We start from the raw sequence: 20,719 nt of genomic DNA on the forward strand, positions 1-20,719 counted from the left end.
TAAAGAACCTGCCTTTGTAGTGCTCACACAGATTGTCTGATGAACGTAAAGAAGCAAGGCGTCTTGCGATTGAGACTTCAGTGTCCCCTTCGTCTAGAGGCCCAGGACACCGCCCTTTCACGGCGGTAACAGGGGTTCGAATCCCCTAGGGGACGCCACTTGCTGGTTCGTGAGTGAAAGACGCGTGCCGAACTATCTCAAAACTCATCTTCGGGTGACGTTTGAGATATTTGCTCTTTAAAAATCTGGATCAAGCTGAAAATTGAAACGACACACAGTTAATGTGTGTTCGAGTCTCTCAAATTTTCGCAATCAGAAGTGAAACATCTTCGGGTTGTGAGGTTAAGCGACTAAGCGTACACGGTGGATGCCCTGGCAGTCAGAGGCGATGAAGGACGTGCTAATCTGCGAAAAGCGTCGGTAAGGTGATATGAACCGTTATAACCGGCGATGTCCGAATGGGGAAACCCAGTGTGATTCGTCACACTATCGTTAACTGAATACATAGGTTAACGAGGCGAACCGGGGGAACTGAAACATCTAAGTACCCCGAGGAAAAGAAATCAACCGAGATTCCCCCAGTAGCGGCGAGCGAACGGGGAGCAGCCCAGAGTCTGAATCAGCTTGTGTGTTAGTGGAACGGTCTGGAAAGTCCGACGGTACAGGGTGATAGTCCCGTACACCAAAATGCACAGGCTGTGAACTCGAAGAGTAGGGCGGGACACGTGGTATCCTGTCTGAATATGGGGGGACCATCCTCCAAGGCTAAATACTCCTGACTGACCGATAGTGAACCAGTACCGTGAGGGAAAGGCGAAAAGAACCCCGGCGAGGGGAGTGAAAAAGAACCTGAAACCGTGTACGTACAAGCAGTGGGAGCACCTTCGGGTGTGACTGCGTACCTTTTGTATAATGGGTCAGCGACTTATATTCTGTAGCAAGGTTAACCGTATAGGGGAGCCGCAGGGAAACCGAGTCTTAACTGGGCGTTAAGTTGCAGGGTATAGACCCGAAACCCGGTGATCTAGCCATGGGCAGGTTGAAGGTTGGGTAACACTAACTGGAGGACCGAACCGACTAATGTTGAAAAATTAGCGGATGACTTGTGGCTGGGGGTGAAAGGCCAATCAAACCGGGAGATAGCTGGTTCTCCCCGAAAGCTATTTAGGTAGCGCCTCGTGAACTCATCTTCGGGGGTAGAGCACTGTTTCGGCTAGGGGGTCATCCCGACTTACCAACCCGATGCAAACTACGAATACCGAAGAATGTTATCACGGGAGACACACGGCGGGTGCTAACGTCCGTCGTGAAGAGGGAAACAACCCAGACCGCCAGCTAAGGTCCCAAAGTCATGGTTAAGTGGGAAACGATGTGGGAAGGCACAGACAGCCAGGATGTTGGCTTAGAAGCAGCCATCATTTAAAGAAAGCGTAATAGCTCACTGGTCGAGTCGGCCTGCGCGGAAGATGTAACGGGGCTAAACCATGCACCGAAGCTGCGGCAGCGACACTATGTGTTGTTGGGTAGGGGAGCGTTCTGTAAGCCTGCGAAGGTGACCTGTGAGGGTTGCTGGAGGTATCAGAAGTGCGAATGCTGACATAAGTAACGATAAAGCGGGTGAAAAGCCCGCTCGCCGGAAGACCAAGGGTTCCTGTCCAACGTTAATCGGGGCAGGGTGAGTCGACCCCTAAGGCGAGGCCGAAAGGCGTAGTCGATGGGAAACAGGTTAATATTCCTGTACTTGGTGTTACTGCGAAGGGGGGACGGAGAAGGCTATGTTAGCCGGGCGACGGTTGTCCCGGTTTAAGCATGTAGGCTGGTTATCCAGGCAAATCCGGATAATCAAGGCTGAGGTGTGATGACGAGGCACTACGGTGCTGAAGTAACAAATGCCCTGCTTCCAGGAAAAGCCTCTAAGCATCAGGTAACATCAAATCGTACCCCAAACCGACACAGGTGGTCAGGTAGAGAATACCAAGGCGCTTGAGAGAACTCGGGTGAAGGAACTAGGCAAAATGGTGCCGTAACTTCGGGAGAAGGCACGCTGGTGTGTAGGTGAAGCCCCTGCGGGTGGAGCTGAGACCAGTCGAAGATACCAGCTGGCTGCAACTGTTTATTAAAAACACAGCACTGTGCAAACACGAAAGTGGACGTATACGGTGTGACGCCTGCCCGGTGCCGGAAGGTTAATTGATGGGGTTATCCGTAAGGAGAAGCTCTTGATCGAAGCCCCGGTAAACGGCGGCCGTAACTATAACGGTCCTAAGGTAGCGAAATTCCTTGTCGGGTAAGTTCCGACCTGCACGAATGGCGTAATGATGGCCAGGCTGTCTCCACCCGAGACTCAGTGAAATTGAACTCGCTGTGAAGATGCAGTGTACCCGCGGCAAGACGGAAAGACCCCGTGAACCTTTACTATAGCTTGACACTGAACATTGAGCCTTGATGTGTAGGATAGGTGGGAGGCTTTGAAGCGTGGACGCCAGTCTGCGTGGAGCCAACCTTGAAATACCACCCTTTAATGTTTGATGTTCTAACGTTGGCCCCTTACCGGGGTTGCGGACAGTGTCTGGTGGGTAGTTTGACTGGGGCGGTCTCCTCCCAAAGCGTAACGGAGGAGCACGAAGGTTAGCTAATCCTGGTCGGACATCAGGAGGTTAGTGCAATGGCATAAGCTAGCTTGACTGCGAGCGTGACGGCGCGAGCAGGTGCGAAAGCAGGTCATAGTGATCCGGTGGTTCTGAATGGAAGGGCCATCGCTCAACGGATAAAAGGTACTCCGGGGATAACAGGCTGATACCGCCCAAGAGTTCATATCGACGGCGGTGTTTGGCACCTCGATGTCGGCTCATCACATCCTGGGGCTGAAGTAGGTCCCAAGGGTATGGCTGTTCGCCATTTAAAGTGGTACGCGAGCTGGGTTTAGAACGTCGTGAGACAGTTCGGTCCCTATCTGCCGTGGGCGCTGGAGAATTGAGGGGGGCTGCTCCTAGTACGAGAGGACCGGAGTGGACGCATCACTGGTGTTCGGGTTGTCATGCCAATGGCACTGCCCGGTAGCTAAATGCGGAAGAGATAAGTGCTGAAAGCATCTAAGCACGAAACTTGCCCCGAGATGAGTTCTCCCTGAGACTTTAAGTCTCCTGAAGGAACGTTGAAGACGACGACGTTGATAGGCCGGGTGTGTAAGCGCAGCGATGCGTTGAGCTAACCGGTACTAATGAACCGTGAGGCTTAACCTTACAACGCCGAAGATGTTTTGGCGATTTGAGAGAATTTTCAGCTCTGATTCAGAGTCCGAAGGATTTTGCGCTGAGACAAGGCGGCAAACGACGCGATGGAAGGAGCATACATAAGTATGTGACTGACACTCGCGAGAGCAGCCAACGCAGTATGAGCGCAAAAGACACAGGACGAGCACAAAGAATTTGCCTGGCGGCACTAGCGCGGTGGTCCCACCTGACCCCATGCCGAACTCAGAAGTGAAACGCCGTAGCGCCGATGGTAGTGTGGGGTCTCCCCATGTGAGAGTAGGGAACTGCCAGGCATCAAACAAGTGAAGAGCCCATCCTGCCGGATGGGCTTTTTGCGTTTCTGTCGTCCGGCCAGCGTGCCGGTATGTCTCCCCGGTGGCGCTGCGCTTACCGGGGCTACAAAACCGTACCCCGGACAAAGTGCGCAGCACCGCCTCCGGCGAAAATTACGCCATGTTCGCTCCATTATCTCCTTTCAACGCAAAATAAAACCCCGTCATGGCAATCCCTTCGCCATAATCCACTTTTTCCCTGCCCCTGCGCTGGCGATGATCGCGAAAACCGTGCTTGCGAAAAAAAATGTGAATCCAATCACATATAAAAGTATAACAATTATATAACATTTAGTTTACTAATTAATTTGTCTGCGTGACGTGGTACGCCCGACAAGACAGATTGCAGTCTTTGCTGGAGCAATATAACAATGACAGAAAGTAGCATTACCGAACGGGGCGCGCCGGAACTGGCCGATACCCGTCGTCGTATTTGGGCAATTGTTGGCGCTTCCTCGGGGAATCTGGTTGAATGGTTTGATTTTTACGTTTACTCATTCTGCTCGCTCTATTTCGCGCACATCTTCTTTCCATCCGGAAATACCACCACCCAACTGCTGCAAACGGCAGGCGTATTTGCCGCCGGATTTCTGATGCGTCCTATCGGTGGATGGCTGTTTGGTCGGATCGCTGACCGCCGGGGACGTAAAACGTCCATGCTTATCTCGGTCTGCATGATGTGCTTTGGCTCACTGGTGATTGCCTGTCTGCCGGGTTATGCGGTGATCGGCACCTGGGCCCCGGCGCTGCTGCTGCTGGCGCGTCTGTTCCAGGGGCTGTCTGTTGGCGGAGAATACGGCACCAGTGCGACCTATATGAGTGAAGTCGCGGTGGAGGGAAAGAAAGGCTTCTATGCCTCCTTCCAGTACGTTACGCTGATTGGTGGTCAACTGCTGGCTGTATTAGTGGTTGTGGCGCTCCAGCAGGTGCTTAGCGATGAAGATCTCCATGCCTGGGGATGGCGTATTCCTTTTGCCCTCGGGGCGGTACTGGCTATCGTCGCGCTGTGGCTGCGTCGCCAGCTGGACGAAACCTCGAAGCAGGAGACCCGGGCGCTGAAAGAGGCTGGCTCATTAAAAGGGTTGTGGCGCAATCGCCGGGCCTTTGCGATGGTGTTAGGCTTTACCGCCGCCGGATCGCTGACCTTCTACACCTTCACCACCTATATGCAAAAGTATCTGGTCAACACGGCGGGCATGACGGCCAGCACCGCCAGCGTGATCATGACCGCGGCGCTGTTCGTTTATATGCTGGTTCAGCCGCTATTCGGCGCCTTCTCGGATAAAGTTGGCCGCCGGACCTCCATGCTGTGCTTTGGCGTGCTGGCGACGTTATTTACCGTGCCTATTCTCAGCGCCTTGCAAAAAGTGAGCTCACCCTATGCCGCCTTCGGCCTGGTGATCTGCGCCTTACTGATTGTCAGTTTCTATACCTCGATCAGCGGCATCCTGAAAGCAGAGATGTTCCCGGCTCAGGTTCGCGCGCTTGGGGTCGGGTTGTCCTATGCCGTCGCGAACGCATTGTTCGGCGGCTCTGCGGAGTACGTCGCGCTGTCGCTTAAGTCGGCAGGGATAGAGCACGCGTTCTACTGGTATGTGACGGTGATGGCCGCCATTGCCTTCCTTGTCTCCCTGATGTTGCATCGCAAAGGGAAGGGGTTGCGTCTGTAACGCTTACTGATGAGCCAACTGCCATACAGCGTAGCCGGTGGTCGCGCCGGCGACATCCCAGGCAAAATCCTTCCAGCTCCAGCCGCTCCCAGCCGGGCGGCTGTCCCAAAGCTCTTTTGAGGCGCCAAGGCTGACGGAAAACATCAGGCCGATAGCGGCGCTGCGGTCCCGGCTGTAACCCTGATGTTGCGCATATTCATTGCCAGCGGCAGAGAGCATCGCTGAGGCCAGAAAATGCTGGGCTTTGTCCTGACCGGACCATGCATCATTTGCCATGTGGCTACAGCCGGTTAACAGCAGCGAAGCAATCACTATTATCGTACGCATAGCGCTTCCAGAAAAAAGCCCCGTCGAGGCGGGGCTGATAGTCAGAGAATACGGCTGATCAGCCGGTCAATGCGGATCCGCCGCAGACGGCGGATCAGTTTTCGCACTTTCACCGGATAGTCGGCGATACTTTGCAGATCCCGATAATGTTTCACTACCGTGGTGTGGGTGCGGATGAGCTTCAGCTCTTTCTCCCGCATGGCCCCCAGCTGCCGCTTTGGATCGTGGATCAGAATGGCGTTTTCCAGATCGAGCCGCCAGGCGCGCGGGTTCAGGTTGTTGCCAGTGAGCAGCATCCACTCATCGTCAACCCACATGCCTTTCAGGTGGTAGCTGTTATCGTCATCCTTCCACAGGCGGACGATCAGCTGATCGGTATTGACATAATACTGCAGCCGGCTGAGGAAACGCCGCAGGTTGATCTCATACAGATAGGGAAGGGCGCCGATGATTTTAAACGGCTGATCTTCAGGAATGTAGAAATCGTTAGCCGTTTTATCGCCGACAATAATCTCCACCTGTTTTCCATCGCGCAGCAGCTGGATGATATTTCTTACCAGTACGGCAGGGAGGTTGAAGTAGGGGGTGCAGATCGTCAGCTTGTGTTCGGCACAGGGCATCAGGTGAAAGATGGTTTTATTCAGCAGGCTCGATTTACCCAGGCCTACCAGCGGGGTGACGGAGAGTTCTTCGTCACCAGCGGTGCCGACAAAATGGTAGCTGCGGTCGCGGAGCTCCTGACGGTACTGGCGAATGTCGTTTTTGATTTCCGGGCTTCTTGGCCGATCCGGTCTGTCGAGACGGTTAACGCCGCGCCCCTGAACCAGATTGTTGTCGACCCAGTCGAACATGATGTCCGCCATTTTGCCGTTACGGATGCACTGATAGCGATCATAGCGATACTTATCATGCTGATGCAGATAAACATCATTCAGGCTGGCGCCGCTGTAGAGGACGCAGTCATCAATAATAAAGCCTTTGAAATGGAGAACGCCGAGCGCCTCCCGGGTGTTAATCGGCACGCCGTAAACGGGGATATCTACCCCTGGATTTTCATTGGCCATCCGACAATACCAGTCGGCATTGGTATTAGAGGCGGCGGCGCCGATACGGCCACGCTGAGCGCGGTGCCAGTCCACCAGAACGCGGACATCCAGTTCCGGACGCTGGCGTTTGGCGTCATAAAGGGCCTGCAAAATTCCTTTTCCGCCATCATCTTGCTCCAGATAGAGCGCAATAATGCATATACGCTGAGTGGCGTGGGCAATCCGGGTCAGTAACGCTTCCCTGAATTCCGCAGGGGCGTAAAAGAACTCTACATCATCAACTGACTGAGAAAGCTTAGGGAGTTGGGCAAGGTGTTGTTGATGTTTATTACGCTTAAATTTTGACAACATCACAGTGCGTTTCTTCTCTGTTTATTGAAGGGTCTTCTGTACCATGCAGACGACGTAAGCGGGCAATAATACCATTACTACCCGCTAATGTGGTCAACAATTGCGGTCAGCGTCGCGCGATTATCCCTGATTCAGGGGCAGCGACAGGCTGACAATCCCATCTTCCAGCTGAATATCGACGGTGAATCCCAGCTTTCTGGCGAGGCCTATCATGCCTCGGTTATTTGGCATCGTAATACCATTAAGGCGCTGCAGGCCATGGCTTTGCGTATAGGCGATCAGCTTTTCCAGCAACCTTCGCCCCAGGCCTAACCCTTTTAAATCTGAACGGACCAGAACGGCAAACTCGGCGTCAATATTATCGGGATCGGAGATCGCCCGCGTCACGCCGAGGATCTCGCTCTTCTCTGCGCTGGTCCTGACGGCAACGAACGCCATTTCTCGATCGTAGTCGATCTGGGTCATATTGGCTAAGTCGTCATGGGTAAATTCGTTGATCTCACTAAAATAGCGATAATAGAGATCTTCTTTGGTGACCTGGGCGATAAATGCGAGCAACTGTGGCTCATCTTCCGGGAGGATCGGCCGGAACAGACAGCGATCGCCATTTTTCATCACCACCCACTCCTCCAGTTGGTGCGGATAGGGACGAATAGCGAGACGGCTTTCACTGTCGCCGCTGAAGGGAGCAAGCCCCAGGGTAACGTCCAGCGCCGTAAACTCGTTGCCGGAGGCGAGCAGGGGATGAATATCCAGGCGCTGGATCTCCGGGCAGTCGACGATCAGGTTCGAGACCTGAACCAGCAGCTGGCTTAAGCCAGCGATATCCAGCGGGCGCAAGGCGCTGCGGCCGCGGATCTTCTTATTTTTGATCGCCTGGATCACCAGATAACGCGCCAGGTTCATATTCAGCGGCGGCAGCGCCACGGCGGCCTGGTCCTCGGCCCGCCACTCCACGCCGCCCTCGCCCAGCATAATCAACGGGCCGAAGACGGGATCGTGCTCAACCACTACTCTTAGCTCCTGGGCGCCAGCGCGATTGGCCATGCTTTGCACCAGCAATCCATGAATGCGCGCCTGGGGCCAGGCCAGTTTGACGCGATCGATCATCGCATCTGCAGCCTGCTGCACCTCGGCGGCGGTACGCAAATAGAGCATGACCCCCTGTACTTCTGATTTGTGCGGGATATCCGGAGAACGCAGCTTCAGCGCAACCGGATAGCCTATCTGCTCAGCGATATGCACCGCTTCCGCGCTGTCAGCGGCAATCCAGGTTGGCAGCGTGTGGATGCCATAGGCCCGAAGCACCGGGCTGACCTCGTGAGTATCCAGCGTGGTGGCGCCGTCATCTATCGCTTGCTGCAGCAGAGCATGCGCCTCGCTGGTATTGGCGGTTAAGGAGTCTGGTAGCACCGGCGTCTCGCGCAGTTGTTTCTGGTTGCGACGGTATTCCACCATATGCATAAAAGCGGTGATCGTGCCCTCCGGCGTACGGTAGGTAGGGAGGCCGGCATCGCTGAATAAACGTCGCGCTTCCTGCGAGGAAAATTCGCCGCACCAGTTGGTCAGCACGGTGACATATTTACCGCGCGGGTGATGCTTCAGAGCGTCAATCAGGGCCAGGGCACTCTCGGTGCCCGGCGCGGCGGCGCTGGGAGAGTGGATCACCAGCAGCGCGTCATAATCCTGACTGTTGAGCAAAACATTCACCGCCCGCTGATAGTGTTCGCTACTGGCGTCATCGCGTAGATCCAGCGGGTTGGCGATCTCCACGCCAACCGGCAACGCCTGACGCAGGGCGTCGCGCGTCTCCTCGCTGAGAGTCGCCAGCTTACCGTTTCGCAACCAAAGCTCATCCAGCGCCAGCGCCGCCGGCGCCGCACCGTTGCTGACGATCATCAGTTTTTCACCGCGCAGCGGGCGCATGTGGCTGAGCGTTTCCACCGCAGAGAACAGCTCATGGGTATCCTGCACCCGCAGCAGACCAGCGCGCTGAATGGCCGCATCCCATGCCGGGTCCATCCCGGAATTGGCGTGCAATAGCTTCTGCGCCGCCGGACTACGGCCGCTTTTAATCACCAGGATAGGTTTGTTTCGCGAAGCGCTGCGCGCGGCGGAGACAAAGCGGCGCGCGTCGCTGAGATGCTCGAGGTACAGCAAAATGGCGCTGGTCTTGCTGTCGCGGGCCAGAAAGTCCAGCAGGTCATCGACATCAATATCCAGGCTATCGCCCAGGGCGATGAAGTAGGAAAAACCCATCTCGCGCTGTTGCGCCCAGTCAAGGATAGTATTGGAGACGGCGGCCGACTGCGAGATAAAGGCCAGTTTACCGCGATGGATCGGCACCGGTGAAAAGCTGGCGTTCAGCCCTTGCCATGGGGCCAGCAGTCCGAGACTGTTGGGGCCGAGCAGACGCATCTGATAGCGCGCGGCGCATTCGAGCAGCGCCGGGTACTGTTCCGGCTGCGAAGAGAGGATGATGCAGGTCTTGCAGCCTTTTTGCCCTAAGGCTTCGAGCAATTCGAGATTACGCCTGGCGTTAGTACAGAGCACCGCCAGATCCGGGGTAAACGGCAGGCTCTCGATGGTAGGCCATGCCAGTACCCCAAGAACCGCCTTCCAGGCGGGGGTGACCGGCATCACCGGGCCATTGAAGCCGCCGGCTAACAGGTTGCGCATCATGAGATAGCCAGCGCGCTGCGGCTTCATTGATGCGCCAATAACGGCGATGGACTTTGGTCGCAGCAGCGCTTCCAGGCCTCGTTGGCTCATACCGGTCTCCTTTCATCCCAGTGACCGAATGATTTTAAACGTTTTCCACCTGGCCCGCTGTGATACTGCCCTTATGCTGGGTTTTTCCCGCCAGATAGCGGGTCCGGAAGCGGGTGAAGTGCTCGCCAAGCGCAGCGGCGGCCGGGGCATCGCCCGCCAGATCCAGCAGGGCGATGGCCACTTCCGCGGTACAATATTGTCCGTCGGCGTGCGCCTCGCGCAGATGGTAGGCAGAGATGCGCGACAGATCGACGGAGATAATCGGCAGCGCGTCGAGATAAGGACTCTTACGGAACATTTTGCGCGCTTCGGTCCAGGTGCCGTCGAGCATGATAAACAGCGGCGGTTTACCGGACGGCGGCGCGCTCAGGACCTGGCGATCCGGCCCGGCATAGGAGGCCGGAAATACGACCATGGGCTGATAATCAGGATGGGCGACCAGATCGAGCAGCGCCTGCGGCGGTTCGGTACGCGACCACTGAAACGCTTCGGTATCTGGCAGAATATCGGCGATGAGCCGGCCAGTGTTGCTGGGCTTCATCGGTTCCGTATCAAACATCACCAGGCAGAAGCGGCTGGCGGCCTGCGCTGAGGTTAACGTGGCGCACAGGCACTGCTTGAGCGGCAGCAGACAGCGCTGGCAGCGGCGGATGCGATTGCCGCGCGCAAGGAAAGGGCGGGTAGCTCGCGCGAGACGTTCGGCGCGCAGGCGAAGGACAGCGTTATCAGTCATGGGAGTCGCTAGTGAAAAACGCTATTGTCGCAGAGGTGAAAACGGGGCACAAGCGGTGCCCCGGAAGGGTTATTGTTGGCCGGCTTCGTTAAGCCAGCTATCGAATGGCGCTTTTGGCACTGCGCCATTGAGCATGTCGATCACTTCGCCATTTTTGAACATCATAATGGTCGGGATGCTGCGGATACGAAACCGGGCGCTAAGCTCACGTTCCGCTTCGGTGTTGACTTTCACAAAACGCATCTTCCCGCTACGCTCTTCCGCGACGTCTTCAAAGATCGGCGCGAAGCTACGGCAGGGTCCGCACCATGGCGCCCAGAAATCGACAACGACCGGCAGATCGTCCTTCAAGAGTTTATCCAGCGTTGCCCCGGTCGCGTTGATGACGTCGCCGTCAAAAAGATCGTGACCGCAGCGTCCGCACTTTGCGCCATCCGCGCTACGATCGTCCGGGAGGCGGTTCAGAGCCTGACAACTGGCACAAACGGTATTCATAACTAACCTCTGGTTATGGGTTGCAACGTGGCACGTGGCCGATATGTTTCTGTGATGTTACATATTATCGATGAAGTGTTATTTGAGGACAATGCGTTTTGTTCGATGAGTGCAATAGAGGCCGGCTTTTAAACGAAATCATGGCGAAGCGATGGCACATCGGGTAATCTGCGCGCTTCGCGCAGCGCAGGTGGAGAAAATTGATGAGCGACGAACTGAAAAATAAAAGCGGCAAGGTCAAAGTGATGTATGTCCGCAGTGATGATGATTCTGACAAACGCACCCATAACCCACGTACCGGGAAAGGGGGAGGTCGTCCAGGAAAATCTCGTGTTGACGGCCGCAGCCGCCCTGCGCGTGACGAACGAAACAGCCGCGGCGACGATCGCAAACGTGACGACCGTAAGCGTGACGATCGCAAACGCGATGATTTTCATCGCGACGATGCGTCTCCGTGGCGTACCGTTTCCCGCGCTCCTGGCGATGAGACGCCGGTAAAAGAAGATCACGGCGGGATCAGCGGGAAGAGCTTTATCGATCCGGAAGTGCTGCGTCGTCAGCGTGCGGAAGAGACCCGCGTATATGGCGAAAACGCCTGCCAGGCGCTGTTCCAGAGCCGTCCGGAAGCTATCGTTCGCGCCTGGTTTATTCAGAGCGTGACGCCGCGCTTTAAAGAGGCGCTGCGCTGGATGGCGGCCAACCGTAAGGCCTATCACGTGGTGGACGAAGCCGAGCTGGCGAAAGCCTCCGGCACCGAGCACCACGGCGGCGTCTGCTTCCTGATCAAAAAACGCCACGGCACTTCTGTTGCTCAATGGGTCGCGAAGGCCGGGGAAGAAGATTGCGTTCTGGCGCTGGAAGATGTGGGTAACCCACATAATCTCGGGGCGATCATGCGCAGCTGCGCGCACTTTGGCGTGAAGGGCGTGGTGGTTCAGGATGCCGGCGTGCTGGAGTCCGGGGCGGCGATCCGTACGGCGGAGGGCGGTGCGGAGCATGTTGAACCGATCACCGGCGACAGCTTTATCGATACCCTCGATCAGTTCCGCAAAGCGGGCTACGCGATTGTCTCAACGTCCAGCCATAATGGTACCCCGCTGTTTAAAGCCGAGCTGCCGAAGAAAATGGTGCTGGCGTTAGGCCAGGAACGTGATGGTCTGTCCGATGCGGCGATTTCCAGCGCCGATCTCAGCGTTGCCATCGACGGTACCGGCAACGTTGAAAGCCTGAACGTCTCTGTGGCGACCGGCGTCCTGCTGGCGGAATGGTGGCGTCAGAACAAGGCGTGATTCGCCTGCCTGAATGCAAAAAAGCCAGCTGATGCTGGCTTTTTTTATGGCTGTCAATCACTCGCTTTCAGCGGGAAGGACCGGCATCCAGTCGATCGGCGTTTCGCCGCGGTCAACCAGCCACTGGTTGGTCTGTACGAAATGGTTGCAGCCAAAGAAGCCGCGATGCGCAGAGAGCGGTGATGGATGCGGCGCCTTCAGCACGCAGTGGCGCTGACGATCGATAATCGCGCCTTTCTTCTGCGCATGGGAGCCCCACAGCAGAAAAACTACTCCCTCGCAATGCTCATTGATTAAAGCGATAACCTTATCGGTAAAGGTCTCCCAGCCCAGACTGGCGTGCGAGTGCGCCTGTCCGGCGCGGACGGTCAGGACCGTATTCAGCAGCAGCACGCCCTGTCGTGCCCAGCTTTCGAGATAACCGTGGGTGGGGCGGGTAAAGCCGGGGATCGTGGCCTCCAGCTCTTTATACATATTCAGCAACGAAGGCGGGATCGCGACGCCCGGACGAACTGAGAACGCCAGACCATGGGCCTGACCCGGGCCGTGATAGGGGTCCTGGCCGAGAATGACGACTTTGACATCGCCCAGTTCAGTAAAGCGAAACGCATTGAAGACGTCTTTTTGCGGTGGATAGATGGTGATCCCCGACTGGCGCTCTTCGGCGACGGTCTTCAGAGTATTGAGAAAATAGGGTTGTTGCTTTTCATCCGCCAGCACGTCATGCCAGGTTAAAGGGGTGGTCATCTTGCTCTCCTGCAAAAGGGTCATCGCTATAGCTTAACGGCTTCTTTCTATAGAACAAAATCGGCACGGCCTGATGCCGGCTTTTATGCAAAAAAAAATTGAAAATTTACAAAATTATTTATAGCTCACAATGGCGTAACTTGATGTAAAACAATAAAAACCTCCTATACCCACGTTGGGTGAGTGGTTTTTATTGATTTATATCAAGGAATGCCGAGGGTGCGGCTGATATATATACACTCATACAACAATGGTTTTACCAATTGGCCGCGAAGAGGCCAAAATCGAATAAACACTGCCTGGGAGGCATCAAATGATTACTGGTATCCAAATTACTAAAGCGGCAAACGACGACCTGCTCAACTCTTTCTGGCTGCTGGATAGCGAAAAAGGCGAAGCGCGCTGCCTGTGCGCCAAAGGTGGTTTTGCGGAAGATGATGTGGTTGCGGTAAGCAAACTGGGTGAAATCGAATATCGTGAAATCCCGGTGGACGTGAAACCGGAAGTGCGCGTCGAAGGCGGTCAGCACCTGAACGTTAACGTGCTGCGTCGCGAAACCCTGCTGGACGCGGTTGAGCATCCGGAAAAATATCCGCAGCTGACCATTCGTGTTTCCGGCTACGCGGTACGCTTCAACTCTCTGACGCCGGAACAGCAGCGCGACGTTATCGCCCGTACCTTTACCGAAAGCCTGTAAGGCTAACGCCAGATGTGAAAACGCCGGGATATCCCGGCGTTTTTTTTACTCATCGCTGGACGCTGATGGCGTCCCGGCCGCGCTTGGCTTCCGGCGCTTACCGATATTTTTCGTATCGCGGTGGCGCTTCTTCACCCGCGGTTTCTCTTTTTCATCTTTTTTCTTCTGCGCACGCTTCGCCAGCACTTTCTTCGATGGCTTACCCGTCAGCTTCTCGCTCGGCGCACGGGTCGTCGGGCGCAGTTCATCGATAACTCTGGCTTTCAACGGCTCTTCAATATAGCGACCAATCTTACCCAGCAGCAGGTGGTCATGAGCCTCGACCAGAGAAATGGCGGTCCCTTTTTTACCGGCGCGGCCGGTACGACCGATACGGTGCAGGTAGGTATCCGCGGTACGCGGCATATCGAAGTTAAAGACGTGGCTGACGTCCGGAATATCGATACCGCGGGCAGCGACGTCGGTGGCGATCAGCACGTTGACGCGGCCGTCGGTCAGGCGCTTGATAGCTTCGTTTCGCTTGGCCTGCACCATCTCGCCTTCCAGCCAGCAGGTGTTAATCCCGGCCTCACGCAGCCAGTTAGCCAGCTCATGCACGCGCTCGCGCTTACGCACAAACACGATAGCGCGGGTGGCTTCCGGCTGTTGCAACAGATTCACCAGCAGTTTGGTTTTATGTTCGATATCGTCGGCGCGGTAGTACCACTGATGGATTTTCTTACGCTCGCGGGTTGACGGATTGGCGGAAACTTCAACCGGCTCCTCCAGCAGACGCTCAGCGAAGTCTTTGATCGCATCGCCTTCCAGCGTCGCGGAGAACAGCATAGTCTGCTTGCGCCAGCGAGTTTCACCGGCGATGGTTTCGATATCCTGGGCAAAACCCATATCCAGCATGCGGTCGGCTTCATCGAGGATTAGGGTCTCGACGGCGCGGCAGTCGAAATTCTCTTCTTTAATATATTGCAGCAGGCGACCGGTGGTGGCGACTACGATGTCCTGGTTTTCGCTGAACACTTCCGCGTGGTTCATGTACGCCACGCCGCCGGTAATGGTGGCGATGTCCAGATGGGTATGCTTCGCCAGCTCGCGGGCGTGGTCGGCCACCTGCATCGCCAGCTCACGGGTCGGCGTCAGGATAAGAATGCGCGGCGGGCCGGATTTCTTACGCGGGAAATCGAGCAGGTGCTGCAACGCTGGCAGCAGATACGCCGCCGTTTTACCGGTGCCGGTCGGCGCTGAACCGAGAATGTCACGGCCATCGAGCGCAGGCGGAATAGCGGCGGCCTGAATGGCTGTCGGGCGAGTGAAACCTTTATCCTGGAGGGCTTCCAGCAGGTTTTCGTCGAGTTCAAGTTCGGAAAAAGTCGTTACAGTCATGTTCTACCTCTGAGTGGGCCGCCGATTATAGACGTTACTGACGTAATGTTCATCTGTTTGTAAGGCTATCTGTTCTCCGGTATTGTGCATAGCCTTAGGTTCAGGAGTTTTTGTCGGCAAGGTTATTGAGGATGTCTCAGTCGAAGTTTGCGCTGCCGCGCAATGGTTTTACCTTCAAACGGTTCTTTGTCGCTCACGATCGCTGCGCCATGAAGGTGGGTACCGACGGCATTTTGCTGGGCGCCTGGGCGCCGATTGCCGGAGTGAAGCATGTGCTGGATATTGGCGCGGGCAGCGGCTTGCTGGCGCTGATGCTCGCGCAGCGTACCGGAGATGATGTGCATGTCGAGGCGGTAGAACTGGACGAAGAGGCCGCCGCTCAGGCGCGGGAAAACGCCCTCGCGTCGCCGTGGGCTTCGCGGATTGAGGTCTGGCAGGCCGATATTCATCAGTGGCAGCCGTCGCAAACTCGACGCTATGAACTGATAATCAGTAATCCGCCCTTTTTTGCCGAAGGCGTGCCATGCGCGACCTCGCAGCGAGAGCAGGCGCGGTACACCACTACGCTCGATCACGCCTCCCTGCTGACCTGTGCCGCAGAGCATATTACCGAAGAAGGTTTTTTTTGCGTGGTGTTGCCGGTGGATATTGGTAATGCGTTCATCGAACGGGCAAGGGCGATGGGCTGGCATCTGCGACTGCGTACTGACGTGGCGGAGACCGAGCTGCGACCGCCGCATCGGGTGCTGCTGGCTTTCTCCCCGACGGCAGGGGAGTGTTTCAGCGACAGGCTGGCGATCCGCGGGCCAGAGCAGCAATATTCGGAAGGCTTTACCGCTCTGACCGAGGACTTTTATCTCTTTATGTGAGCCAGGGGCGAGAGTATCGACGGGCCGCTGTCAGGCAGCGGCTGCGGATAGTCGAGGGTATAATGCAGACCGCGGCTCTCCTTACGCAACATCGCGCAGCGTACGATAAGCTCCGCCACCTGCACCAGATTGCGCAGTTCCAGCAAATTATTCGAGACGCGGAAGCGGGCGTAATACTCATCCAGCTCCTGCTGGAGCATGGTAATGCGCCGCAGGGCGCGCTCCAGCCTGCGGGTGGTGCGCACAATCCCCACGTAATCCCACATCAGCAGGCGCAGTTCGTGCCAGTTGTGCTGGATAACCACCAGTTCATCCGGGATCTCCACCTGACTTTCATCCCATGCTGGCAGCGTGGCGACCTTCTGGGCGAGCGGCAGGCGCCGGGTAATATCCTCCGCGGCGGACCAGCCATAGACCAGGCACTCCAGCAACGAGTTCGACGCCATACGATTCGCGCCGTGCAGCCCGGTGTAGCTGACTTCGCCGATGGCGTATAAACCATCGACGTCGGTGCGGCCATTATCATCCACCATCACGCCGCCGCAGGTGTAATGCGCGGCGGGGACGACCGGCACCGGCTCTTTGGTTAAATCAATTCCCAGGCCGAGCAGCTTTTCATAAATCATCGGGAAATGCTGGCGAACAAACGCCTCGGGTTTATGGCTGATATCAAGGAACATACAGTCTACGCCCAGGCGCTTCATTTCATGGTCGATGGCGCGGGCGACGATATCGCGCGGGGCCAGCTCGCCGCGCTCGTCAAAGTCCGGCATAAAGCGGGTGCCATCCGGGCGTTTAAGGTGGGCGCCTTCGCCGCGCAGCGCTTCAGTAAGCAGGAAATTACGCGCCTGGGGGTGATATAGCGCGGTGGGGTGGAACTGGTTAAACTCCAGATTCGCCACCCGACATCCCGCCCGCCAGGCCATCGCAATCCCGTCTCCGGAAGAGACGTCGGGGTTAGTGGTATATTGGTAAACCTTCGCGGCCCCGCCGGTAGCGAGTACTACGGCTTTCGCGCTGCAGGTTTCCACCCGCTCTTTATTACGATTCCAGATCCATGCCCCGACCACCCGGCGCGTGCCTGGCAAGCCAATCTTATCCGATACGATCAAGTCGACGGCATTGCTGCGCTCAAGGATGCGGATATTGGGGTGGGCGAGGGCTTTATCGACCAGCGTCGTCTCCACCGCTTTGCCGGTAGCGTCGGCGGCGTGGAGAATGCGCCGATGGCTGTGGCCCCCTTCGCGCGTGAGATGATAGCTCTCTTCGCCATTGGCCTGGACCTGAGTGTCAAACAATACGCCCTGATCGATAAGCCACTGGACGCATGATCTGGCATTGCTGGCGACGAAGGTGACCGCATGGCGATCGCATAACCCTGCGCCGGCAATCAGGGTATCTTCGACATGGGATTCAATACTGTCCGTCTCGTCGAAAACGGCGGCAATCCCACCCTGGGCGTAGAACGTCGAACCTTCGCTGATCGGCCCTTTACTCAGCACGGTCACCGAACTGTGCTCAGCCAGGCGCAGGGCAAGGGAAAGACCGGCAGCGCCGCTGCCGATAATCAACACATCACAAGAGAAGTCAGGAGTGGTATTCATTGTCTTTGTTTAATTTACTAAACACATTTGGCTCACAATAGCACCGGTCCGTGAGGAATCGTACAATTTTTTTGTCTGCTGTTGTGACGGCTAAACAAAAGGCGAACGGAAACGGCGTCTTGCGCGCTGAAAATGAGACGCGGGGAAGGTTGATGACATTGGATTTTATAGTGAAATAAACGGCGTGTTACGATACCCTTCAGACGGGCCTGCGCTTTTTCTTATTGACTTACCTATCGTTTAGCAACCTGGGCATATAATGATTGATAACGATCTGCCGCCGTTGCCAGACAAAAAACAAAAAGCGTAACGGAACTTTATTGTTTTCATGCACTCCAACAGTCAGCTTGCTCATAATGCAGATTTTGGGTGGTGTTTTGAAGACGCATGGGAATTGGGTTTGGGGAGACATTACCTCGGATGAGCGAGCAGTTAACGGATCAGGTCCTTGTTGAACGGGTCCAGAAAGGAGATCAGAAAGCGTTTAATTTGCTGGTAGTGCGCTATCAGCATAAGGTCGCGAGCCTGGTTTCCCGCTATGTACCGCCGGGCGATATCGCTGACGTTGTTCAGGAATCGTTCGTTAAGGCATGGCGTGCGCTGGACTCTTTCCGGGGAGATAGCGCTTTTTACACCTGGTTATACCGTATCGCCGTCAACACGGCGAAGAATTATCTGGTTGCTCAGGGGCGCCGTCCGCCGTCCAGCGATGTTGACGCCAACGAGGCGGAAAACTTCGAAAGCGGCGGGGCGTTGAAAGAAATTTCGAACCCTGAGAACTTAATGTTGTCAGAAGAACTGAGACAAATAGTTTTTCGTACCATTGAATCGCTCCCGGAAGATTTACGCATGGCAATTACGTTACGGGAGCTGGATGGCCTGAGCTATGAAGAGATAGCCGCTATCATGGATTGTCCGGTTGGGACGGTGCGTTCGCGTATCTTCCGGGCGCGAGAAGCTATTGATAATAAAGTTCAACCGCTTATCAGGCGTTGACGATAGCGGAATACTGGAAAAGGGTATCAGGCATGCAGAAAGAAAAACTTTCGGCTTTAATGGATGGTGAAACGCTGGATAACGAACTGCTCAACGAGCTGAGTCGTTCTTCTGAGATGCAAAAAACCTGGGAGAGTTATCACCTTATCCGCGATACGCTGCGTGGCGATACCGCTGAGGTGCTGCAATTTGATATCTCCGCCCGGGTGATGGCCGCCATTGAAAATGAGCCCGTTCGTCAGACGGCTCCGCTTATTCCTGAATCTCAGCCCGCACCGCATCAGTGGCGGCAGATGCCGTTCTGGAACAAGGTACGTCCGTGGGCCAGCTCCCTGACTCAAATGGGCGTTGCCGCCTGTGTATCGCTTGCGGTTATCGTCGGCGTCCAGCACTATAATGGTCAGTCTGATTCCGCTCAGCAGCCAGAAGCGCCGGTGTTCAATACGCTGCCCATGATGGGTAAAGCAAGCCCGGTAAGTCTTGGCGTGCCGGCTGACGCGTCAGCGGGAAGCGGCCAGCAGGCGCAGGTCCAGGAACAGCGCCGCCGAATTAACGCCATGCTGCAGGACTACGAACTGCAGCGCCGCCTGCACGCTGAGCAGCTTCAGTTTGGCCAGGCCCAGACTCAGCAGGCCGCAGTCCAGGTACCGGGCTATCAAACTTTAGGAACGCAATCGCAGTAATGAAGCAACTTTGGTGTGCCATGTCGCTCATGGCAGGCAGCCTGTTGTTCTCTGTCAACGCCTCGGCTGATACATCGTCCGGGGCGTTGTTGCAGCAGATGAACCTGGCCAGCCAGTCTCTCAATTATGAGCTGTCTTTTGTTAGCATCAGCAAACAAGGCGTTGAGTCGCTGCGCTATCGTCACGCGCGACTGAACAACCAACCGCTGGCGCAGTTGCTGCAGCTGGACGGTCCGCGCCGGGAAGTGGTCCTGCGCGGCACGGAAATCAGCTATTTTGAACCCGGTCTCGATCCGTTCACCCTGAACGGGGACTATATCGTCGATTCGCTGCCATCGCTGGTATATAGCGATTTCAAACGCCTCTCCGCGGCGTATGATTTTATCTCCGTGGGCCGTACCCGTATCGCTGACCGCCTCTGCGACGTGATCCGCGTCGTGGCTCGCGACGGCACGCGCTACAGCTTTATCGCCTGGCTGGATGCTGAAACCAAGCTGCCGCTGCGCGTCGATTTGCTCGACCGCGACGGGGAAACGCTGGAGCAGTTCCGGGTCGTCTCCTTCAACGTTGGCGATAACGTCAGCGCCAGCATGGAGACGCTGGCAAAAGCGAATTTGCCGCCGCAGCTGTCGGTGCCTGAAGGAGGCGACAAAGCTAACTTCAACTGGGCGCCGACGTGGCTCCCGCAGGGCGTGACTGAGGTTTCCAGCAGCCAGCGCCGTCTTCCCACCTTTGACGGTCCGGTAGAATCACGTCTCTATTCCGACGGCTTGTTTAGCTTCTCGATCAATATCAACCGCGCCACGGCGGCCAGCAGCGACCAGCTGTTGCGCACCGGCCGACGCACCGTCAGCACGACGGTGCGCGATAACGCGGAGATAACCGTAGTGGGCGAGCTGCCGCCGCAGACGGCGAAGCGTATCTCTGACAGTATTAAATTCAAGGCAGTACAATGATTAAAGAGTGGGCTACCGTGGTTTCCTGGCATAACGGCGTGGCGCAGGTGCACTGCGACGTTAAAGCCTCCTGCAGCAGCTGCGCCTCCCGTGCCGGCTGTGGTAGCCGGGTGCTAAACAAGCTGGGGCCGCAGACCAGCCATACCATTAGCGTGCCCTGCGAGCAGCCGTTGGCCGCGGGGCAAAAAGTGGAGCTGGGGATCGCTGAAAGCAGCCTGCTGGGCTCAGCGATGCTGGTGTATATGGCGCCGCTGGCGGGGCTGTTTGTAATGGCGTCTATTTTTCAGGTGCTGTTTGCCAGCGATATTGCGTCACTTTGCGGCGCGCTGCTGGGCGGCGTCGGCGGCTTCCTGGTGGCGCGCGGTCTGTCGCCGCGACTGGCGGCACGTCAGTCCTGGCAGCCGGTGATTTTGAACGTCGCACTGCCGCCGGATCTGCTGCGTGTTGATACGCCTTCCTCCGACATGGGCCAGTGATTTCACTGGCCCTTATCTTTATTTACCTTTCCTGTTACAACGCCA

Annotated in this window: 17 protein-coding genes, 1 tRNA gene and 2 rRNA genes; 12 read left to right on the forward strand and 8 right to left on the reverse strand. The window is 56.2% G+C overall.

Annotated elements, in window-relative coordinates; genetic code table 11:
* The first annotated feature begins 82 nt into the window (after positions 1-82).
* The 4 genes from KB892_RS04885 (at position 83) to KB892_RS04900 (ending at position 5,256) form a co-directional block, all read left to right on the forward strand.
* Positions 83-158, forward strand: a tRNA-Glu gene (locus KB892_RS04885).
* Between the two features lie 182 nt (positions 159-340).
* Positions 341-3,242 (forward strand): 23S ribosomal RNA (locus KB892_RS04890).
* Between the two features lie 189 nt (positions 3,243-3,431).
* Positions 3,432-3,547: ribosomal RNA gene (gene rrf / locus KB892_RS04895) — 5S ribosomal RNA — on the forward strand.
* A 410-nt stretch (positions 3,548-3,957) separates the two neighbouring features.
* Positions 3,958-5,256, forward strand: a complete 1,299-nt coding sequence (locus KB892_RS04900; RefSeq protein ID WP_002914097.1) for an MFS transporter — start codon at positions 3,958-3,960, stop codon at positions 5,254-5,256.
* A 3-nt stretch (positions 5,257-5,259) separates the two neighbouring features.
* On the opposite strand, the gene KB892_RS04905 is transcribed toward KB892_RS04900, so the two are convergent.
* The 5 genes from KB892_RS04905 to trxC form a co-directional block, all read right to left on the reverse strand.
* Positions 5,260-5,583: a YfiM family lipoprotein gene (locus KB892_RS04905; RefSeq protein ID WP_002914095.1), complete on the reverse strand. Its 324-nt coding sequence runs from the start codon at positions 5,581-5,583 to the stop codon at positions 5,260-5,262.
* A 41-nt stretch (positions 5,584-5,624) separates the two neighbouring features.
* Positions 5,625-6,980 carry a CDP-diacylglycerol--serine O-phosphatidyltransferase gene (pssA, locus tag KB892_RS04910; protein ID WP_002914094.1) on the reverse strand — a complete coding sequence of 452 codons (1,356 nt, stop codon included), beginning with the start codon at positions 6,978-6,980 and terminating at the stop codon, positions 5,625-5,627.
* A 120-nt stretch (positions 6,981-7,100) separates the two neighbouring features.
* Positions 7,101-9,752, reverse strand: coding sequence for a bifunctional acetate--CoA ligase family protein/GNAT family N-acetyltransferase (locus KB892_RS04915; protein ID WP_004188841.1), 2,652 nt, complete (start codon positions 9,750-9,752; stop codon positions 7,101-7,103).
* Between the two features lie 34 nt (positions 9,753-9,786).
* Positions 9,787-10,485, reverse strand: a complete 699-nt coding sequence (tapT, locus tag KB892_RS04920; protein WP_002914092.1) for a tRNA-uridine aminocarboxypropyltransferase — start codon at positions 10,483-10,485, stop codon at positions 9,787-9,789.
* A 69-nt stretch (positions 10,486-10,554) separates the two neighbouring features.
* The gene (gene trxC / locus KB892_RS04925; protein WP_002914091.1) at positions 10,555-10,980 is read right to left on the reverse strand and encodes a thioredoxin TrxC; all 426 of its coding nucleotides are present in this window, start codon (positions 10,978-10,980) and stop codon (positions 10,555-10,557) included.
* A 203-nt stretch (positions 10,981-11,183) separates the two neighbouring features.
* On the opposite strand from trxC, the gene KB892_RS04930 reads away from it, so the two are divergent.
* Positions 11,184-12,269, forward strand: coding sequence for a tRNA/rRNA methyltransferase (locus KB892_RS04930; protein WP_002914089.1), 1,086 nt, complete (start codon positions 11,184-11,186; stop codon positions 12,267-12,269).
* Between the two features lie 57 nt (positions 12,270-12,326).
* Here KB892_RS04930 and ung read toward each other — a convergent pair whose 3' ends face one another.
* A complete protein-coding gene (ung, locus tag KB892_RS04935) occupies positions 12,327-13,016 on the reverse strand; it encodes a uracil-DNA glycosylase (protein WP_002914088.1) in 690 nt (229 codons plus the stop codon).
* 313 nt (positions 13,017-13,329) lie between these two features.
* On the opposite strand from ung, the gene grcA reads away from it, so the two are divergent.
* On the forward strand, positions 13,330-13,713 hold the full coding sequence (gene grcA / locus KB892_RS04940; RefSeq protein WP_002914084.1) for an autonomous glycyl radical cofactor GrcA: 384 nt from the start codon (positions 13,330-13,332) through the stop codon (positions 13,711-13,713).
* 45 nt (positions 13,714-13,758) lie between these two features.
* Here grcA and srmB read toward each other — a convergent pair whose 3' ends face one another.
* Positions 13,759-15,090 (reverse strand): ATP-dependent RNA helicase SrmB, encoded by a 1,332-nt coding sequence (gene srmB / locus KB892_RS04945; RefSeq protein WP_002914082.1) that lies wholly within the window; start codon positions 15,088-15,090, stop codon positions 13,759-13,761.
* Between the two features lie 131 nt (positions 15,091-15,221).
* On the opposite strand from srmB, the gene trmN reads away from it, so the two are divergent.
* On the forward strand, positions 15,222-15,959 hold the full coding sequence (gene trmN / locus KB892_RS04950) for a tRNA(1)(Val) (adenine(37)-N(6))-methyltransferase TrmN (RefSeq protein WP_002914079.1): 738 nt from the start codon (positions 15,222-15,224) through the stop codon (positions 15,957-15,959).
* Here the strand turns inward: trmN and nadB are convergent.
* Entirely contained in the window at positions 15,944-17,563 is a 1,620-nt protein-coding gene (nadB, locus tag KB892_RS04955; protein WP_002914076.1) for an L-aspartate oxidase, read from the reverse strand. The two genes, trmN and nadB, sit on opposite strands and share 16 nt — an antisense overlap.
* A gap of 328 nt (positions 17,564-17,891) precedes the next feature.
* On the opposite strand from nadB, the gene rseD reads away from it, so the two are divergent.
* Genes rseD through rseC form a run of 5 tightly spaced genes read left to right on the forward strand, consistent with a single transcriptional unit; the run spans position 17,892 to position 20,674 of the window.
* Entirely contained in the window at positions 17,892-17,987 is a 96-nt protein-coding gene (rseD, locus tag KB892_RS31620; RefSeq protein ID WP_121980491.1) for a rpoE leader peptide RseD, read from the forward strand.
* Positions 17,984-18,559 carry an RNA polymerase sigma factor RpoE gene (rpoE, locus tag KB892_RS04965; RefSeq protein WP_002914074.1) on the forward strand — a complete coding sequence of 192 codons (576 nt, stop codon included), beginning with the start codon at positions 17,984-17,986 and terminating at the stop codon, positions 18,557-18,559. Before rseD ends, rpoE begins: the two co-directional genes overlap by 4 nt.
* 32 nt (positions 18,560-18,591) lie before the next feature.
* Positions 18,592-19,242, forward strand: coding sequence for an anti-sigma-E factor RseA (rseA, locus tag KB892_RS04970; protein ID WP_002914072.1), 651 nt, complete (start codon positions 18,592-18,594; stop codon positions 19,240-19,242).
* Positions 19,242-20,198, forward strand: coding sequence for a sigma-E factor regulatory protein RseB (gene rseB, locus KB892_RS04975; RefSeq protein ID WP_002914070.1), 957 nt, complete (start codon positions 19,242-19,244; stop codon positions 20,196-20,198). The genes rseA and rseB overlap by 1 nt, the downstream gene beginning before the upstream one ends.
* Positions 20,195-20,674: a SoxR-reducing system protein RseC gene (gene rseC, locus KB892_RS04980; RefSeq protein WP_004144354.1), complete on the forward strand. Its 480-nt coding sequence runs from the start codon at positions 20,195-20,197 to the stop codon at positions 20,672-20,674. The genes rseB and rseC overlap by 4 nt, the downstream gene beginning before the upstream one ends.
* Positions 20,675-20,719 lie beyond the last annotated feature (45 nt).

This window comes from Klebsiella sp. P1927 (genome assembly GCF_018204675.1).
GTDB lineage: Bacteria > Pseudomonadota > Gammaproteobacteria > Enterobacterales > Enterobacteriaceae > Klebsiella > Klebsiella pneumoniae.

Excerpts from the sequence above, each read along its gene's own strand:
- grcA (WP_002914084.1), top strand. The coding sequence starts at position 13,330 with ATGATTACTGGTATCCAAATTACTAAAGCGGCAAACGACGACCTGCTC.
- ung (WP_002914088.1), bottom strand. The coding sequence starts at position 13,016 with ATGACCACCCCTTTAACCTGGCATGACGTGCTGGCGGATGAAAAGCAA.
- rseA (WP_002914072.1), top strand. The coding sequence starts at position 18,592 with ATGCAGAAAGAAAAACTTTCGGCTTTAATGGATGGTGAAACGCTGGAT.
- KB892_RS04915 (WP_004188841.1), bottom strand. The coding sequence starts at position 9,752 with ATGAGCCAACGAGGCCTGGAAGCGCTGCTGCGACCAAAGTCCATCGCC.
- KB892_RS04900 (WP_002914097.1), top strand. The coding sequence starts at position 3,958 with ATGACAGAAAGTAGCATTACCGAACGGGGCGCGCCGGAACTGGCCGAT.
- trxC (WP_002914091.1), bottom strand. The coding sequence starts at position 10,980 with ATGAATACCGTTTGTGCCAGTTGTCAGGCTCTGAACCGCCTCCCGGAC.
- rseC (WP_004144354.1), top strand. The coding sequence starts at position 20,195 with ATGATTAAAGAGTGGGCTACCGTGGTTTCCTGGCATAACGGCGTGGCG.
- rpoE (WP_002914074.1), top strand. The coding sequence starts at position 17,984 with ATGAGCGAGCAGTTAACGGATCAGGTCCTTGTTGAACGGGTCCAGAAA.
- rseB (WP_002914070.1), top strand. The coding sequence starts at position 19,242 with ATGAAGCAACTTTGGTGTGCCATGTCGCTCATGGCAGGCAGCCTGTTG.
- srmB (WP_002914082.1), bottom strand. The coding sequence starts at position 15,090 with ATGACTGTAACGACTTTTTCCGAACTTGAACTCGACGAAAACCTGCTG.
- tapT (WP_002914092.1), bottom strand. The coding sequence starts at position 10,485 with ATGACTGATAACGCTGTCCTTCGCCTGCGCGCCGAACGTCTCGCGCGA.
- nadB (WP_002914076.1), bottom strand. The coding sequence starts at position 17,563 with ATGAATACCACTCCTGACTTCTCTTGTGATGTGTTGATTATCGGCAGC.
- pssA (WP_002914094.1), bottom strand. The coding sequence starts at position 6,980 with ATGTTGTCAAAATTTAAGCGTAATAAACATCAACAACACCTTGCCCAA.
- KB892_RS04905 (WP_002914095.1), bottom strand. The coding sequence starts at position 5,583 with ATGCGTACGATAATAGTGATTGCTTCGCTGCTGTTAACCGGCTGTAGC.
- KB892_RS04930 (WP_002914089.1), top strand. The coding sequence starts at position 11,184 with ATGAGCGACGAACTGAAAAATAAAAGCGGCAAGGTCAAAGTGATGTAT.
- trmN (WP_002914079.1), top strand. The coding sequence starts at position 15,222 with ATGTCTCAGTCGAAGTTTGCGCTGCCGCGCAATGGTTTTACCTTCAAA.
- rseD (WP_121980491.1), top strand. The coding sequence starts at position 17,892 with ATGCACTCCAACAGTCAGCTTGCTCATAATGCAGATTTTGGGTGGTGT.